The sequence below is a fragment of the Herbihabitans rhizosphaerae genome (genome assembly GCF_004216555.1).
Classification (GTDB): domain Bacteria; phylum Actinomycetota; class Actinomycetes; order Mycobacteriales; family Pseudonocardiaceae; genus Herbihabitans; species Herbihabitans rhizosphaerae.
In genome coordinates this window covers 37,653-54,433 of the sequence record NZ_SGWQ01000013.1, presented here as the reverse complement: position 1 = coordinate 54,433, position 16,781 = coordinate 37,653, and the positions used below count along the sequence as shown (strand labels likewise).

Genomic DNA, 16,781 nt, shown 5'->3' with positions numbered 1-16,781 from the left:
CGAAAGCCTGGGGGCGAACATGACCAGTGTGGCGAGCGAACCGGCGGTTGGCGTGCCGGCGCCGGGCCAATTGGTGACCGTGCGAAACCGGCAGTGGATCGCGTCCGACGTGGCGCGCGGCGACGTGTTGAGCAGTGACCCGGGCGCGCTCACCGCCCGCGCCACCCACCTGGTGACGTTGATCAGCATCGAGGACGACGCGCGCGAGGAGGAGCTGCGCGTGGTCTGGGAGCTGGAGCCGGGCGCGCTCGTGCACGACTCGGCGGTTCTGCCCGATCCGGCGCACGGGTTCGACGATCCGACGGAGCTGGCCGCGTTTCTGCACGCGGTGCGATGGGGTGCGATCGCCTCGGCGGACACCACCGCGCTGCAGGCGCCGTTCCGCTCGGGCATCCAGATCGAGGACTACCAGCTGGACCCGGTGGTTCGGGCGCTGTCCATGCCGCGCACGAACCTGCTGATCGCCGACGACGTCGGGCTGGGCAAGACGATCGAGGCCGGGCTGGTGATGCAGGAGCTGATGCTGCGACACCGCGCCCGCACGATGCTGATCGTGTGCCCAGCCGGCCTGACGTTGCAGTGGAAAGACGAGATGCGGGACAAGTTCGGGCTGGACTTCCGCATCGTGGACGCCGAGCTGCTGCGACAGTTGCGCCGTCAGCAGGGGTTGTACGTCAACCCATGGACGCACTATCCGCGGCTGATCGTCAGCGTGGACTGGTTCAAGCGGGAACGGCCGCGCAGGTTGCTGCGCGAGATCCTGCCGTCCACACCGCGGTACCCACGAGCGTTCGACTTGCTCGTGGTGGACGAAGTGCACACCTGCGCACCTGGCGGGCGCGGCAAGTACGCGGTGGATTCTTTGCGCACCAAGGCGATCCGTGAGCTGGCACCGCATTGCGAGCATCGGCTGTTCCTGTCGGCGACCCCGCACAACGGCTATCTGGAGTCGTTCACAGCGCTGTTGGAGCTGCTGGACGATCACCGTTTTCAGCGCGGAGTGCGGCCGACCGACGAGCAGCTGGCCAGGGTGATGGTGCGCCGGCTGAAGAGCGAGTTGCCACCGCGCTGGGACGGCACGCCGAGGTTCAGCGCTCGCCGGCTGGACTACATCGAGGTGGACTACTCCGAGCCCGAGCGTCGTGCGCACGAGCTGCTGGCGTCCTACGCGCGCAGCCGCCGGGACACGGTCGGCGCGGACAAGGCGGCCAGGACGGCGGCCGACTTCGTCACGACCTTGCTCAAGCGCAGGCTGTTCTCCTCGCCGACGGCCTTCGCCAACACGATCGCCGTGCACCAGAAGACCATGCGGGACAGGGAGAACACGCCGGTCAGGGTGGCCACGACCGAACGGGTGCTCGTCCCGTTGTTCGAGCGGGTGGACGAGACCGCTGAGGACGATCAGGCCTACGCCGAGGCGGAGGCCGAGGCGCTCACCGCCGTCCGGCACGCCGCGCCCGCACTGTCCACCGAGGAGAAGGCGGTGCTCGCCCAGCTGGGGCGCTGGGCCGAGGACGCGCGGGACCGGACCGACGCGAAGTTCGCCGCGCTGCGCACCTGGCTGGACCCGATCGTGCCACCGAAGGGCGAGTCCGCGGAGCGTGTGATCATCTTCACCGAGTACCGGGACACCCAGCGGTGGCTGTACGAGCGGCTGATGGCCGCCGGCTATCCGAAGGAACGCCTCGCCCTGCTGTACGGCGGCCAGGATCGTGACGAGCGGGAGCGCGTCAAGAACGTGTTCACCGCCGACCCCGATCTCGATCCGGTGCGCGTCCTGGTGGCCACCGATGCGGCGAGCGAGGGAATCAACCTGCAGTGGTACTGCCACCGGGTGCTGCACTGGGAGATTCCGTGGAACCCCAACCGGCTGGAGCAGCGCAACGGCCGGGTCGACCGGCACGGACAGCGTGCGCCCGAGGTCGAGGTGCGTCACTTCGTGCCGGCCGGATGGCAGACGCAGACCTTCGGCGAGGGATCGCTGGAGGACGAGCTGGCGTTCCTGCGCATCGCCGTGGAGAAGGTGGACAAAATCCGCACCGACCTGGGCAGCGCCGGCGAGGTGATCTCCGCGCAGGTGGAGCGCAAGATGCTGGGCCGGCAGACCGAATGGCAGACGGCCGACGCGGAGATCGGTCGCCGGGCGTCTCGGGCCCGGCTCAAGGTTGACCGGGACCTGGCCCGTGAACTGGAGCGACTGACCGAGCAACTCGCCCGCTCCCGCACCGAGCTCGACCTGAAACCGTCCACAGTGGAGCAGGTGGTGCGCATCGCGTTGAAGCTGGCGCACCGCAAAGACCTGACGCCGGCCACCGCTCCGTCCACCGTGGACGCGAAGGTTTTCCGGCTGCCCGAGCTGCCCGGTGCGTGGGCGGCGGCGCGCAACGACGGCCTGAACGACCCGGTGACCGGCGCCGAGCGGCTGGTCACGTTCGATCAGGCTGCGGTGTCCGGTCCCGGCGACGTGGTGGTGCTGCATCTGGGGCACCGACTGGTGCAGATGTGCCTGCGGCTGCTGCGCGCCGAGTTGTGGGCGCAGGCCCGCACCGGCCATGGCGCGGCCAAGCTGCACCGGGTCACCGCGCGGGTGGTGCCCGGCGACCTGCTGCGGGTGCCGGCCGTCGTCGCGCACGGCCGGGTCGTGGTGACCGGCGCCGAAGGCACCCGGCTGCACGAGGAGGTCATGACTGCGGGCGGCCTGATCGAACAGGGCAAGCTGTCCAGGGGCAACGCCGACGAGGTCGCCGCGTGGCTCGCGGCGGCGTCCGACGAGCCGGTCGCCGAGACGGTCCGTCAGCGCCTTGCCGCCCTGTGGCCCGGTCTCGCCGACCCGCTCGGCCGGTTGCTCAGGCGCCGCGCCGTGGATCGCACCAGGAGCATGGAAGCGTTGCTGCGCAACAGGTGTGATGAAGAGGTGGCGGCTGTCGAGGCGGTGCTCGGTGAGCTGGAGCGCAACATTCGGGCCGCGCTGCACGATACCGAGCAGTGGCAGCAGGCGAGCCTTTTCGAACTCGACGAGCGTGAGCAGTTGCGCACCGATCACGAGGCGCTGTTGAACCGGCTGGACACGATTCCTGACCAGGTGGAGGCCGAGGCGGACGCGCTGCGGCGCCGCTACGCCGACCCGACCGCGCGTAGGTTCCCCGCTGCGGTGGAGTTCCTGGTGCCGGCCGCGATCGGCAGGGCAGGCCGCTGATGGCCCCGCGAACGGCTCAGCGAAGCAGACCGCCGACGGTCGCCGAGCAGCACGCCGAGTGGCTCGGGCTGCTTCGGCCGGAAGGCCCGTTCCTCGCGTTGCCGATCCTCACCGATGCCTTCCCACAGGGGTTGGACACCGTGCCGGACGAGACCCGCTCCCGGGTCCGCCAGGCGTGGACAGAGGTGTCCGCCGATCCCGGCCCGCTCGGTCCCGCCTGGCAGGACCTGATCCTGTCCGAGGTGCTGCGCTTCCCGCCGTCCGCGCTGCGTACCGGAGCGTCGCTGGCCGCCGAGTTCCCGGGCCTGCGCCCGGACGCGGTGGTCGACGGACCGTCCGACGCGCCACAGCCGACCCGGCTGCACGTGTACCAGCGCGAGGCCGACGACCCGCTGATCGCCGCCGTCGACGGCCAGCCGGCGCTGGCCGAGCAGGTCGCGCAGATGTGCCGGGACACCCGGGTCCCGCTGGCGCTGCTGACCAACGGGCGGCTGTGGGTGCTGGTGCACGCCCGACCTGGCGAGGCGACCAGCGTCGCGAGCTTCGACGCCGACCTGTGGTCCGAGGAGCCGGTGCTGCTCCGCGTGTTCGCTTCATTGTGTTGTGCGCCAAGGGTTCTGCGCCCCGACGGCAACCTCGCCGAGCTGTTCGCACGCAGTGCTGAGGAGCATGCGCACGTCACCACCACGCTCGGCGGGCAGGTGCGCGAGGCGGTGGAGCTTTTCGTCGCCGAACTCGCCAGGCTGGACCGCGAGGCCGGCGGCGCGCTGCTCGCCGACGTGTCCGAGCGCGACATCTACCGTGCCGCGCTCACCTCGCTGATGCGATTGGTGTTCCTGCTGTTCGCCGACGAGCAACGGCTGTTGCCGATCACGGATCCCGTGTATGCCAACGGCTATGCGGTCTCCACCCTGTACGAGCAGCTGGAGGCCGAGCGCGGTCTGTACGGCGACGAGGTCGGTGACCGGCGGGCGGCCGCCTGGCCTCGGCTGCTGGCGTTGTTCGGCGCGATCCACGCGGGCTGCGAGCACCCGGATCTCCGGATTCCGGCGCACGGCGGCTCGCTGTTCGACCCGGCGAGCTACCCGTGGCTGGCCGACGCGGCGATCACCGACCGGGTCGTGCGGGCCGTGCTGCACGCGCTGCTCGTGTTGCGGCACAAGGGAAAGGCGGCCGAACGGCTGAGTTACGCCCGGCTGGGCGTCGAGCAGATCGGGCACGTGTACGAGGGTCTGCTGGAGTACTCCTGCCTCAAGGTGGACGAACCGTTCGTCGGACTGCGGGTCAAGACCAAGCCGGAGCTGCCTCTCACCGAGCTGGAAACCATTGCGGGGCAAGGAGAACCAGCGGTCATCGAGTGGCTGACCACGACCTGGAAGGCCACCGAGAATCAGGCTCGCAAGTGGCTGGCCGCCACGCCGGATCTCAAGCAGCGCGGCGATCTGCACGCGGCCTGCGACAACGACGACGCGCTCACCGAGCGGGTGCTGCCGTTCTGGGGTCTGCTGCGTGACGATCTGCGCGGCGCGCCAACGGTCTTCCCGGCGAGGTCCGTGCTGTTCACCCAGGTCGGTGACCGCCGCGCGACCGGAACCCACTACACGCCACGTGAGCTGGCCGAGGAGATCGTGCGGCACACGCTCGCGCCGCTGTGCTTCGCCCCCGGACCGGCGCAGGGTGCCGAGCCGACGAACTGGCGGGCGAAGAAGGCCGACGAGCTGCTGGAGCTGAAGGTCGTGGACCCGGCGATGGGCTCCGGCGCGTTCCTGGTGGCCGCGTGCCGCTACCTGGCCGACCGGGTGGTCGAAGCCTGGGACCGCGACGGTGTTCCAAGCGACGTCAGCGCCCTGGTCGGAGCCGGCGACGATCGCGAGGGTTTGCTCCTAGCGGCCCGCCGCCTGGTCGCCGCGCGGTGCATCTACGGCGTCGACCGCGACGACATGGCGGTGGAGCTGGCCAAGCTATCGATGTGGCTGGTCACCCTCGCCAAGGACAAGCCGTTCGGTTTCCTGGACCACGCCCTGCGCTGCGGCGACTCCCTGATCGGATTGCTTTCCTCCGATCAGCTCGCCGCCTTCCACCTCGACCCGAAAATGGGACTCGCCGGGGGCTCCAACCTGTTCCGCAACCTGCACGACAAAATCGAAATGATCATGTCAGATGTCACCGACATGCGGCTCCAGATCGAATCGTCCGTCGTGCAGGACGCCCGCCAAGCCGAGGAAAAATCGGACCTGTTGGACACGGCCGAGTTCATGACCGCCAAACTGCGCCTCACCGCCGACGCCATCGTCGGAGCCGCGCTGTCCACTGTTGTTCGACATCTGGCCGATGAGGAGTCCGTCGATTTCGACACCCGCCTCGACGGAATCGCCGACCAGATCAACGACTATCTTCGCGCCGAGGACAACGCCCTGGAACCCCAACTCCGCGACGAAATCACCGCCTGGCTCCAGGGAACCCGCCCAACAGCGATCCGCCCCCTCCACTGGCCCCTCGAATTCCCCGAAGTCATGAACCGAGGCGGCTTCGACGCAGTCGTAGGTAACCCGCCCTTTATCGGCGGCACGCTCATCAGTGGTGCAGTCGGTAAGGACGTTTCAAGCTACTTGAGTTCGACAATTCTCGCTGGAGAGACCGCAGGAGGTAGGGGCGACTTGTGCGCCTACTTCCTGCGGAGAAATATCGATATCGCCGCAGGTGGAAGGATTGGAATTATTGCAAAGAAGACGATAACTGAGGGTGACACGCGCGAGATTGGATTGGAGCGCACGTCTACTGCTGGATGGTGTCCCTATAGAGCTGTCAGCTCCCAAAGGTGGACGGGAACAGCAAATATTTATGTGTCTCTCGTGTGGGTCTCCCGTCGGATCGGTGAGAGTGAGAAGCTTGTACTAGACGGCAGCCCAGTGAGAGGGATTTCACCTTCGCTTGAGGTGGAATCAAGCACTAGCATTAGGAAGCCGCATCGATTGGACGAAAACTCCGATCTATCGTTTGAAGGGTGTAAGCCTCTTGGGATGGGGTTTATCCTTGAATCGTCGCTCGCTCAGGAACTCCTCCGTAAAGATCGACGCAACCGGGATGTGATATTTCCTTATCTCACTGGGGAGGACTTGAACTCGCGGCCAGATTGCTCCGCAACGCGATGGATTATCAACTTTCACGATTGGTCGATCGATCAGTCGCGAGGCTATCCAGAGGTTCTGTCTATCGTAGAGAAGCTAGTCAAGCCTGAGCGGGAAGAGAAGAATCCGCTGACCTATGTGGGCTTGATGGATCGGTGGTGGCAATATTGGCGCGTTCGTGGCGAAATGTTGGCGGCGATCTCGGGACTGGATCAGGTAATAGTCGCTTCCTTGGTCACGAAGTATTTTACGCCTGAAATCGTCACTAGGGATCAGGTGCTATCGAATAAGCTCGTTGTCTTTTCGATGTCGACCGGCAGTGAACTTTGCCTCCTTTCCTCTGGAGTGAACCAGTTGTGGGCTCATGCTTACAGCTCGTCTCTGGGGGTCACCCTAAACTATTCGCCCTCAGATGCTTTCGAGACGTTCGCGCAGCCTCTGGAATTGACTGGGCGTATGGATCGGGTGGGGGAGAAGTTGCATGAGTTCCGCCGGGGAGTGATGTTGGGGCGGCAGTTGGGGCTCACGAAGTTGTACAACCTGGTGCACGATCCGGCGGTGACCGACGACGACATCGTGCGGTTGCGGGAGATTCATGTGGAGGTGGATCTCGCGACCGCTGAGGCGTACGGGTGGGACGACCTGGATCTTGGGCATGGATTCCACGAGACGCGGCAGGGGCGGCGGTTCACCGTGTCACCCGAGGCGAGGGACGAGTTGCTCGACCGGCTGCTGGAGTTGAATCACGAGCGGTATGCCGAAGAGGTCGCGAAAGGGTTGCACACCAAGAAGAAGAGCCCGGCGAAGCGGTCGCGCAAGGCTGCCCCGCCATCGGACGAGGGGATGCTGTTCTAGGGCTACTTGGACTTGACGGCGGTGAGGAAGGTGGCCCACTTGGTGTGGCCGAAGCCGAGCACCGGGCCGGCGGTGTTCTTGGAGTCGCGGGCGAGCACAGCCGTCGGGGCGATGGTCAGCTCGACGCAGTTGGCGCCGTTGCCGCTGTAGCTGGACTTCCGCCAGGTCCGGGCCTCGGGGCCGGTGGTCATGGCTACTCCTTGGTTCTGCGCAGCTTGGCGAGGCGCTTGCGGATCAGCTCGGCCGAATCGACTGGCGACAGCGCGACCGCGCGCATCCGCTCCTCGGATTTAGTATACGCCGCCACCTGATCTTGGTCCTGGACGTAGATGGCGCCGTCCGGGAACTCGACATAGCCGATGCTCTGCGCCTCGGTGAAGTCCAGGAGAGTGAACTCACCTTCGAGGCCGTCGTGCACGGCTACCGACTGGGGCATGATCTGCATGATTACGTTGTCCAGTTCGGACAGTTCGAGCAAGTGCTTCAACTGGAGGATCATCACCTGTGGGCCACCGACCAACCGATGCAGCGTGGTCTCCTCAATCACCGTGCTGAACCGAAGTGGCGTGTCCTCATCGGTCAGTCGAGCCTGGCGGGTCATGCGCAGGTTGACCACCCGGTCGACGTCCACGGTGGCCACGCGCAGGTGGTCGACCAACAACGCTTCGGCGTACTCCTGCGTCTGGAGCAGGCCAGGTATCAGCAAGGGCTCATACATGAACTCCGTGGCGCACAAGCCTTCCAGGCCGACGAAGGTCTTGAGCCAATCCGGCACGACATCCGAGAACGCGGCCCACCAGGTGCCCTGATCGGCGCGGCCCGCCAGCGAGGCTATCCGGTCGGAGTGCGCGGCGTCGCAACCGTAGAAGCGCAGCAGTTTGGTGACTTCCTCCGGCTGCTGCTGGTTACGGCCGATCTCCAGATAGTTGATCTTCGCTTGCGTGCAGCCGATCGTCTTGCCCGCCTCGGCCTGCTTGCGGCCGGAGCGCAGCCGAGCCTGCCGTAGCTCGGTGCCGATCAGCCAGCGCAGGGCCGAAGGGTCGCTTCGCTGAGCCATCTCGGCACCTCCGTCACCGGTTATGACCTCGATCATCGCAGTCTCCCAAGTAGTCGTGTCGAGCGCCGTGTGTTATGAATAACACACTGCATGCCGGTAAGCGATTCGACGCGAGGAGCCACCGTGGACACGAAGCAAGCGCTCGACTACTGGGCACTGGAAGGCGGCGAAAAGGCGCCGGTTGCCGCCGAGGTGACAGACACCGCACCGCAGGTGTTCGCCGTCTGCGAGATCGAGCGCGAACTGGAAGAGGGCGAGGTCGCCGACACCCGCGTGCTCGCCTGGGGCCTGGTGCTGCCCAACCGCGTCGAGGTGGTCAGTGTCGACCCCGGCATGCGTGGCACCTTCAAATCCGTGCACAGCGCCATGGAGCTGTTCAGCCGGCTGGCCGAGGTCGGCATCGTCCGCCCGTGAGCAGCGAAAAGCCAAGTGCCGCAACAGCTTTCGTCGTGCGTAGCCGCGAGGCCGCGCGATAGCGCCTGGCGTGCAATACTCTCGCTGAGATCACTGGCCGGGCGACCAACGTAAGGGGACATCGTGGCGTCAATACAGACGTTGGAGCGTCGGATTCAGGCGTTGGAGGCCCGGCTGGCCGACGTGGAGGGTGGCTATGGCGACACCCTGTACAAGCTGCACCGCGCGAGCGTCAAGTCGGACTTGAGGATGGCCAAGGTCCTCGAGCACCTCAAGATCGCCGACGTTTCGGACGGCGATGTCGATGAGGTCCTCGACGGCGACTGACGCCTCCGCGTCAGCTATGGGCGGCTCTGCGCGCGGGGAGCACCCTGGCGTCGTGTTGTATCCAGCAGCAGTTCCGGGAACATGGACTCAATCGTTCCCGTTCGGAGGCAGACGTTCCGGCGTCGCGTCCTCGGGCAGGTCGTACAAGCCTGCCTCCTCGGACACCCGAACCATGTCGTCGAGCGCCGCCGCGCGAGCTCGCCGGGCCCGTTGCTGGTAGGCGAGAAGATCGTCCAACCGCACTCGACGGTGCCGGTTCGGCTTGTCGTACGGAATCTCACCAGCCTCGAGTAGTCGTACCAGAGTCGGCCGTGACACGCCGAGCAACTCCGCGGCCTGGCTCGTGGTGAGCATCATGTGTTGCGGCACGACGGAAACGGCGAGTCCCTGCGACAGGGCTGTGAGCATGTCCCGCAGCACCTCGTACAGCTCGTCCGGTAGCTCGATGCGAGTGCCGTCCCTGTCGACCAGTGCCGCTCCGCCGCCCACTTTGGGAGCGCTCATCGCCCCGAGAAGCTCGAGCATTCGCGCGGGCCTCTCGGGTGGCAGGACGGTTCGCTCGGTCGTGGTCATACCTCCACGGTACTGCAAAACGAACGAAACGAAGGCCTGCCGGTCTGGCTGAAGCCAAGATCAAGGTCGCGGTCCGGTACCGCACGGCCTGGCTTGTTTGACGAACTCCACTACTGTGCGTGGTGGAGTCGATAACGTGTGCTAACAGCGGCCGCTCTCGGGGAGATCACGCACACGCATCGTGGCCGCGTTCGCGAAGGGGGTCGCCGGTGACCGATCAGCCAGTGCTCGAACCGCCCGACTCGCGGCTCATCCGCGACGAGCTGCAGGCGTTGGTACTCGCCGACCTGCACGGTCCGCTCGGCGGCGAGGACGAGGAGTTCGTCGGGGAGAACCCGATCGATCGCTATCCGCTAGGCAGGCTCGCGCCCCGCGGCGAGGTGATCGAGCCGGACACTCAGGGCGAGCCGACCCCGGCCGCCACGGGCGAGCCCAGTGAGAACGACGACGACACCAGAAGTCCCAACATGCCCAGCCTGAACCCGTCCTCGGTCGGGTTCACCGCGCACATCGCCGGAGACGCGACCGAGCTGCTGGTCACCGCCGCGTGGGGGCGTTACGAACTGGCCATGTCGGAGCGGGAGGAGACGCTCGACAAGCGGGTGTGGCGTCGGGTGTCCATGGGGGGCACGGTTTCCGTGCGCCTGATCGAAGGGTTGGTCGTCCCCCTCGCGCCCGACCCCGACGAGAAGGACGTGGTGGTCCGAGGGCGGGTGCGCCGGCACGACGGCAACTGGTTGGTGTCGCTGTTCCTGGAGAACCGGCAGGCGCCCGGTCCGGGCCGACACGCACCCTCCTGGACCTTCCAGGTGCGCCTGTCCGCCGCCGGCCCCGGCGCGGACGCGGTCTTTCTGCCGCGCCCGGAACGATCACGGAGCGGAGACCCGGACGACGCGGCGGAACGGGAACGGCTGGCCATGGCCTACCGGTTCACGCCCGAGTTCGCGGTCGGCAGCGGCGCGGCGGTACACGTCGAGGTCGATCAGCTGAATCTGTTGCGCGCCAAGCGAATTCACACCCGGACGGTGCCGGAGTACGAGATCGCGGCGACGGACGTGCCGAGCGTGAAAACCGATCCCGATCTCGCCGAACTGGCGGACCTCGTGCTCGAGATGGGTGCGCTCGCCGACCTCGCGGACTCCTCGGATGCGGGTGTCGCCGATGCCCTGCGTCCGCTGGTCGCCGGATACCGCGCCTGGATCGAGCGGCGGCGCTCGGAGATCGGCGAGGACGGCCATCACCTGGCCGAGTTCGCCGCCACTGCGCGGGACAACCTCGACGCGGCGGGGCGAACCGCCGATCGGATCGCGGCCGGGATCGACCTGCTCGCGCGTGACCCGGAGGCCCGCCGGGCGTTCGGGTTCGCCAATCGTGCGATGCACTTGCAGCGTGTGCACACCCAAGCCGCCGCGATCCGGCGCAAGGACACCACGAAGACACTGAGCGCGGTGGTCACCGAGGTGACGGATGTGCCGCGCTGGCGGCCGTTCCAGTTGGCCTTCGTATTGCTGAACCTCTGCGCGCTGACCGACCCGGCACATCCCGAGCGGTCCGAGGACCACGACCTGGCGGTCGCCGACCTCCTCTGGTTTCCGACCGGTGGCGGCAAGACCGAGGCGTACCTCGGGCTGACCGCGTACACCATCGCCATCCGCAGGCGGCAGCCCGACTACGGCGACCTCAACGCGCGGGACGGCGTCGCGGTGCTGATGCGCTACACGTTACGGCTGCTGACCATCCAGCAGTTCGAGCGCGCCACCACGCTCATCTGTGCCGCCGAGGTGCTGCGCCGGCAGGACGAGGGCATCTGGGGCGAGGTGCCGTTCCGCATCGGGATGTGGGTGGGCATGCGGGTCACGCCGAACACGAACGAGCACGCGGCGGACTGGCTGAAGAGCCGCCGGCGCAACGCGGGACCGGGGCACAGGGGACAGGGCTCGCCACACCAGCTTTCCAGCTGCCCATGGTGCGGCAGCGCGATCGACCCTGGCCGGGATATCTTGGTACTCAAGGCTTATCGCCGCACCATCGTCGTCTGCCCGGACCTCGACTGTCCATTTGGGACGGTCAACTTCCCGGGCCGGGGCGCCGAGGCGGAGCAACGCAAAGGGCTGCCGGTGCTCGTCGTCGACGAGGAGATCTACCGGCACCCGCCGGCCTTGCTGATCGGTACTGTGGACAAGTTCGCGCAACTGCCGTGGAAGGGTGAGACTGCGGCGCTGTTCGGCCGGGTGCGCAAGCGCTGTCAGCGACACGGGCTTGTCACCGACGACATCGCGGCGAAGGACTGGGAATCGACCAGGCATCCGCCGAGGCCGGACGCGCCGGCCGCGCAGATCGTCGAGGTGCCGGCGCTGCGCCCCCCGGACTTGATCATCCAGGACGAGTTGCACCTGATCTCGGGCCCGCTCGGTTCTCTCGTCGGCCTCTATGAAAGCGCCGTCGACCGACTCGCCACCTGGCGCAATCCGCACACGGGGCGAGACGTGCGGCCGAAGGTCATCGCGTCAACGGCGACCGTGCGGCGAGCGAACCGGCAGATCTCCGCATTGTTCAACCGGCGCACCGAGGTGTTCCCACCGCCCGGCCTGTCCGCGAACGACAACTTCTTTGCCAGGCAGCGGGACACGGCCAGCACGCCGGGCCGGCGCTATGTCGGCATCTGCGGGCACGGCGCGCGGATCAAGTCGACCCTGATCCGGGTGTATGTCTCGGTGCTCGGCGCCGCCCAGAAACTGCACGTCAAGTACGGGCGCAACGAGGTGACCGACCCTTACATGACCCTGGTCGGATATTTCAACAGCCTGCGCGACCTGGGCGGGATGCGCCGTCTCGCGGAGGACGACGTGACCGCCCGGCTGGGCAGAGCCGGTGAGCGCGGTCTGCTCCGGCGACCAGATCCGATCATCGAGGAGCTGACCTCGCGGCTGACGTCCGACCAGATTCGCCCGTTGCTCGACCGGCTTCAGGTGCCGTTCCCGCGTGGTGCCGGCAAGGACGCGCCTCGCCCGATCGATGTGCTGCTGGCGACCAACATGATCGCCGTCGGCGTCGACGTGTCACGTCTTGGCGCCATGGTGGTGTGCAGTCAGCCGAAATCCACGGCGGAGTACATCCAGGCGACCAGTCGTGTGGGACGAGCGGCACCCGGACTGGTGTTCACCGTGTACAACTGGGCCCGGCCGAGGGACCTGTCGCACTACGAGACTTTTGAGCACTTCCATGCCACCGCGTATGCCCACGTGGAAGCGCTGTCCGTGACACCGTTCGCCGAGCGCGCCGTGGACCGCGGGCTGACCGGGCTGCTGGTCTCGCTCGTTCGCGAACTGGGCCCGAGGTACAACGGAAACCTCGGCGCGCAGGAGTTCAGCAAGACCTCCGAGCTGGCCGACCACGTCGTTCGGTACGTGAGGCGCCGCGCGGAGGAGATCACCGACCGCGAGGTGGCCCGCCGGGTCGAGGAGGAGCTGGACGCTCGACTGTCCACATGGGAGAGGCAGCGTCGAGTTCCCGGCCGTCGCCTCGGTTACGGGCGGGGGAGCGGTTCCGACGACATCGACGGCCTGCTGTACCGGCCAGGCGAACAGCCGCGCTGGGGACATCGCACCGTGTCACTGTCGCTGCGGGATGTCGAGCCGGGAGTGCAACTGCTGATGCAGCCGACGGGCGGATACGACGGTGACGACGGGCCGCCGTTCGAGCCGTTCGTGCTGCCCGACGACGGAAACGGGGGAGACCAGTGACCTCGCCGGACCCACAACCGCTCCGGGTCGGCACATTGCGGCCGAACCAGTTGCTGCACACCTACGGTGTCGGCGCGATGGCCGATCTGCCGAACCTGTCGGTGATCATGCAGGGGCTCGACGCCTGGAAGGTGGAGAAGTCGACGGAGATCGTCGAGGAACGCCTGCTGGCCGCCGTCCGGGCGAAGCTCGGTAACCAGGTCGCCCATCTTCGCCTTCCGCCGTACGAGCAGGAAACCTACGATCCGTTCGGCTCGTGGGCCAAAGTCGGGGTGCCGGTTCAACTCTTCCCCACCTGGCTGCGCTGCTCCCGGTGCAACCGTCTCGGCCGCGCGAACTTCGACTATTTCGAACTGGTTCCCAATTCGGCGAGACCGGATAGGAACAAGTATGTGCATTCATGCAAGGGAAGTGGCTCGAATCGTCCCCCAGCCCTCCCCGCACGTTTCGTGCTGGCGTGTGAAGAAGGGCACCTGGACGACTTTCCGTGGCAGTACTACGCACACAAAGGCGACGTGCCGGAATCTGGCCACTCGCTCAAGATGACCGAATCGGGCAGCACCGGCGAAGCGGCCAATGTGTATGTCACCTGTGACGAATGTGGTAAACGCCGTCCAATGTCACAGGCATTCGGCGCGGACGCGCCGATCAACCTGCCGGCATGCCGGGGCCGTCATCCGCACCTCGGTACCTTCAGCACCTGCGGTAAGTCGACCCGAACGTTAGTTCTTGGCGCCACCAACAGCTGGTTTCCCATGCAGCTGCGGGTATTCACGCTGCCGCTGGCCGACGATCCACTCGAGCATCTCGTCGAAGAATTCTGGGATCTACTACTATTGTTCGCAGGACTGGACGAGGGCCCGGCTAAGGAGCTGCTGGTTAAGCAGAACTGCTGGTCGGAGCTGGAGCCGCACGGGCTCGACAACGTCTGGCGGGCGATCCGGGCGCGCGCCGCCCGTGGTACGGCATCCCCGCCCACGCGAACCGGTGAAGACCTTTCCATTCCGGAATGGGAGGCGTTCACTTCGGCGAAAGTGGTGACACATCCCGATTTCACCACTCAGGACGAGCCAGTGCCCAGTTCGGCTCGTGGTTGGCTGCACCGGGTCACGCTGGTTCCGAGGCTTCGTGAGGTCGCCGCGCTCTACGGGTTCACCCGAATCGACGCGCCAGAATGGGAGGTGCGGGAAACACCGGACAGCCGGCGTGCGCCACTGGCCGAGGGCGACCCAACCTGGGTTCCCTGTGCCGAACTGCGCGGCGAGGGCTTGTTCCTGCGATTCGACGAGGCCGCTGTCGCGGCATGGGAACGCAAGGCCGAAACCGTCCTGCGGGCGCGGCAAAGGCTGATTCCCGCACACGACGAGTGGTGTCGTCGACGCGATGTCGACCCTCGAGGCTGGCCCGGACTCCGGTACGTGCTGCTGCATACGTTCGCGCACCTGCTCATTCGCGAGCTGGCGCTCGATTCCGGCTACAGCGCGGCGGGGATCGCCGAACGGATCTACGCCACGCGCGAGGGCGTGCCGATGGCCGGGGTCCTGCTGTACACGGCGGCGCCGGACAGCGAAGGCACTCTCGGCGGCCTGGTGTCGCTCGGCAGGTCGGCACATCTCGGTCACCTGATCGACCGGGCACTGGAGTCCGCCAGACTGTGCAGCTCGGATCCACTGTGCGCCGAGCATGATCCGGTGGTCCACGGACGGTTGTACGGCGCAGCCTGCCACGCCTGCCTGTTCGCCTCGGAGACCTCCTGCGAACGCGGCAACCAGTACCTGGACCGTGCCCTGTTGGTCGACACCCTCGCTACCCGGGACTGCGGGTTCTTCAGCGCGATTCCCGGATGATCTCGACGCTCGTGACGCCGCTGACCACATACTGGCGCCCGGTGAACCGGAGATCACCGACGACCTGGAGCTGAGCGTGCTCACGCTCGCCGTGCGCCACCACGGCGAGGTCGTACCAGTTCGACGGCAACTGCATGGTGACCAGGGCCGCCTCCTGCCCCTGAACGGTGCCTTCGAGCTGCACTTTGCCGAGCCTGTCCTGTGGCGCACGGTGCAGGTCGACGACCTGTCCCACGACGGTCGCCCGCTGGAGGACCGGCAACTCTCGAAGAAACCTCGCCCCGCGTTTCAGGGCGTTGATCTGGCCTTGGTCGAACGCCACGGCCGGTGTCTCCTCCTCCACCGGAGCGGCCGGGGCCCATGCGAATCGCATGTCGAACTCGCTTTGCCGCAGGCCACCGATCTTGGTGAGCGCCTCGCACAGGTTGGCCGACACGCCGTCCACGATGCGATCCGCGAAGTGGGTCAGGTCTTGGCGCTCCACCGAGTCGACCGCGGCGTTGTGAGCCGCGCTGACCGCCGCGTGCAGGTGCAGCAACACGTCCCTGGACGACAGAGGCGGGGTCGTGTTCGCTTGCGGCAGCGGCGTCTCCAGGCGCAGCACGTAGCTTCCGCTGCCGGTCTGTCCAAGTCGGACGGTGTCGAGGAATCCTTGTGCTTCAAGGGGTTTCGTACTCGGGAGGACCGCGGGCCGATCGGTCGAGACGGCCGAGGTCGCGGCGAACAGGAAGAGATCACGCACCCCGTGAATGGCCAGGTACCCCTCGTGCAGCGGGATCGTGCCGCTCGGCCCGTCCGGCGTGGTGCGGATGTACTGGACGTCCAGGTTTGTGGAGGTGATGTCGCGCAACACCTCGGTCCTCGGGCGCCGCTCGACCGCCGACAGCGTGGCCAGCAGTTCGGCCACGCTGCTCTCGTACCCTCGGAGTTGGCGGCTGTCCGGCACCAGCACTTCGGTGTCGTCCTCCGACACCGCACGGGCCCAGACGACCGTCCGCGCGAAGCTGTCCGCCTCCCGCCAGCCGGTCGCCCGGAGATAGGCGACGATCCCAGCCAGCTCGACGCCGGCCAGATCGCCGGCCGAAAGCCCCATCGTCATCAGGACTCCCTTCGCCATGCCGGCGGCGGAACCATCAGGTCGCGCAGCTTGTCCACGGTAAGCAGATTGCCGACCGGAACGTGCACCGGCACCTTGGCGGTCGAGTTGGGGTCGACCCGCTCGCGATCCTGTAGCGACATCGAGTAGGCCGCGAAGCGGACCAGCAGGGAGTCCGGCCGGGTCTCGGCATACTCGGACCGCTGGTCCGGCACGATAACCAGGATCAGATAGCGTGGCAGTGGGAAATCCGTGCCGGCCAGCTCGTTGAAGTGGCCCGGTCGCATCGAGTAATGCCAGTGCCCATCGTGATGCACCGCTGACCGCCGTGACCATGATTTGACCTGGACGTCGATCTTCGGATGCCGGGTGCCGCCGTGATTGCCTTTGCGGCAGATGGTGTAGTCGTCGCCCGTGACATCCAGGTCGGCCTTCGCGACCGTGAGCCCGGCGGCCGACGCCAGGACCCGCACGAAGGACTCGCCGTAGAGGCCCTGGTGCTGGTTGCGGTTCAGGCTCACGGCTGGCTGATGTCCCCCACCGAC

The 16,781-nt window shown here is 66.9% G+C and carries 11 protein-coding genes; 6 read left to right on the top strand and 5 right to left on the bottom strand.

The window, feature by feature from the left end:
- The first annotated feature begins 19 nt into the window (after positions 1-19).
- Both drmD and EV193_RS28480 read left to right on the top strand, forming a co-directional pair.
- Positions 20-3,196, top strand: coding sequence for a DISARM system SNF2-like helicase DrmD (gene drmD / locus EV193_RS28485; RefSeq protein WP_130348024.1), 3,177 nt, complete (start codon positions 20-22; stop codon positions 3,194-3,196).
- Positions 3,196-7,179 carry an Eco57I restriction-modification methylase domain-containing protein gene (locus EV193_RS28480; protein ID WP_130348023.1) on the top strand — a complete coding sequence of 1,328 codons (3,984 nt, stop codon included), beginning with the start codon at positions 3,196-3,198 and terminating at the stop codon, positions 7,177-7,179. The genes drmD and EV193_RS28480 overlap by 1 nt, the downstream gene beginning before the upstream one ends.
- 2 nt (positions 7,180-7,181) lie before the next feature.
- Here EV193_RS28480 and EV193_RS28475 read toward each other — a convergent pair whose 3' ends face one another.
- Together EV193_RS28475 and EV193_RS28470 are read right to left on the bottom strand one after the other, a co-directional pair.
- Positions 7,182-7,370: a DUF397 domain-containing protein gene (locus EV193_RS28475; protein WP_130348022.1), complete on the bottom strand. Its 189-nt coding sequence runs from the start codon at positions 7,368-7,370 to the stop codon at positions 7,182-7,184.
- A 2-nt stretch (positions 7,371-7,372) separates the two neighbouring features.
- Complete coding sequence (locus EV193_RS28470) at positions 7,373-8,236, bottom strand: helix-turn-helix domain-containing protein (RefSeq protein ID WP_130348021.1); 864 nt, start codon at positions 8,234-8,236, stop codon at positions 7,373-7,375.
- A 123-nt stretch (positions 8,237-8,359) separates the two neighbouring features.
- Here EV193_RS28470 and EV193_RS28465 point away from each other — a divergent pair, with 123 nt between their 5' ends.
- Complete coding sequence (locus EV193_RS28465; protein ID WP_207222845.1) at positions 8,360-8,650, top strand: hypothetical protein; 291 nt, start codon at positions 8,360-8,362, stop codon at positions 8,648-8,650.
- Positions 8,651-8,773: 123 nt separating this feature from the next.
- Entirely contained in the window at positions 8,774-8,977 is a 204-nt protein-coding gene (locus tag EV193_RS28460) for a hypothetical protein (RefSeq protein ID WP_130348020.1), read from the top strand.
- Between the two features lie 87 nt (positions 8,978-9,064).
- Here the strand turns inward: EV193_RS28460 and EV193_RS28455 are convergent, their stop codons facing one another.
- Positions 9,065-9,550, bottom strand: coding sequence for a helix-turn-helix domain-containing protein (locus EV193_RS28455; protein WP_165401538.1), 486 nt, complete (start codon positions 9,548-9,550; stop codon positions 9,065-9,067).
- Between the two features lie 209 nt (positions 9,551-9,759).
- Between EV193_RS28455 and drmA the strand changes: the two genes are divergently transcribed.
- On the top strand, positions 9,760-13,293 hold the full coding sequence (gene drmA, locus EV193_RS28450) for a DISARM system helicase DrmA (RefSeq protein WP_130348019.1): 3,534 nt from the start codon (positions 9,760-9,762) through the stop codon (positions 13,291-13,293).
- On the top strand, positions 13,290-15,140 hold the full coding sequence (drmB, locus tag EV193_RS28445) for a DUF1998 domain-containing protein (protein WP_207222844.1): 1,851 nt from the start codon (positions 13,290-13,292) through the stop codon (positions 15,138-15,140). The genes drmA and drmB overlap by 4 nt, the downstream gene beginning before the upstream one ends.
- On the opposite strand, the gene EV193_RS28440 is transcribed toward drmB, so the two are convergent.
- Positions 15,121-16,239: a hypothetical protein gene (locus tag EV193_RS28440; RefSeq protein ID WP_130348018.1), complete on the bottom strand. Its 1,119-nt coding sequence runs from the start codon at positions 16,237-16,239 to the stop codon at positions 15,121-15,123. The two genes, drmB and EV193_RS28440, sit on opposite strands and share 20 nt — an antisense overlap.
- The gene (locus EV193_RS28435; RefSeq protein ID WP_165401537.1) at positions 16,239-16,757 is read right to left on the bottom strand and encodes a DUF4365 domain-containing protein; all 519 of its coding nucleotides are present in this window, start codon (positions 16,755-16,757) and stop codon (positions 16,239-16,241) included. The genes EV193_RS28440 and EV193_RS28435 overlap by 1 nt, the downstream gene beginning before the upstream one ends.
- Positions 16,758-16,781 lie beyond the last annotated feature (24 nt).

Bases quoted from the DNA above. Each gene is read 5' to 3' on its own strand.
- drmD (WP_130348024.1), top strand. From the start codon at position 20: ATGACCAGTGTGGCGAGCGAACCGGCGGTTGGCGTGCCGGCGCCGGGC.
- EV193_RS28480 (WP_130348023.1), top strand. From the start codon at position 3,196: ATGGCCCCGCGAACGGCTCAGCGAAGCAGACCGCCGACGGTCGCCGAG.
- EV193_RS28475 (WP_130348022.1), bottom strand. From the start codon at position 7,370: ATGACCACCGGCCCCGAGGCCCGGACCTGGCGGAAGTCCAGCTACAGC.
- EV193_RS28470 (WP_130348021.1), bottom strand. From the start codon at position 8,236: ATGGCTCAGCGAAGCGACCCTTCGGCCCTGCGCTGGCTGATCGGCACC.
- EV193_RS28455 (WP_165401538.1), bottom strand. From the start codon at position 9,550: ATGACCACGACCGAGCGAACCGTCCTGCCACCCGAGAGGCCCGCGCGA.
- EV193_RS28440 (WP_130348018.1), bottom strand. From the start codon at position 16,239: ATGACGATGGGGCTTTCGGCCGGCGATCTGGCCGGCGTCGAGCTGGCT.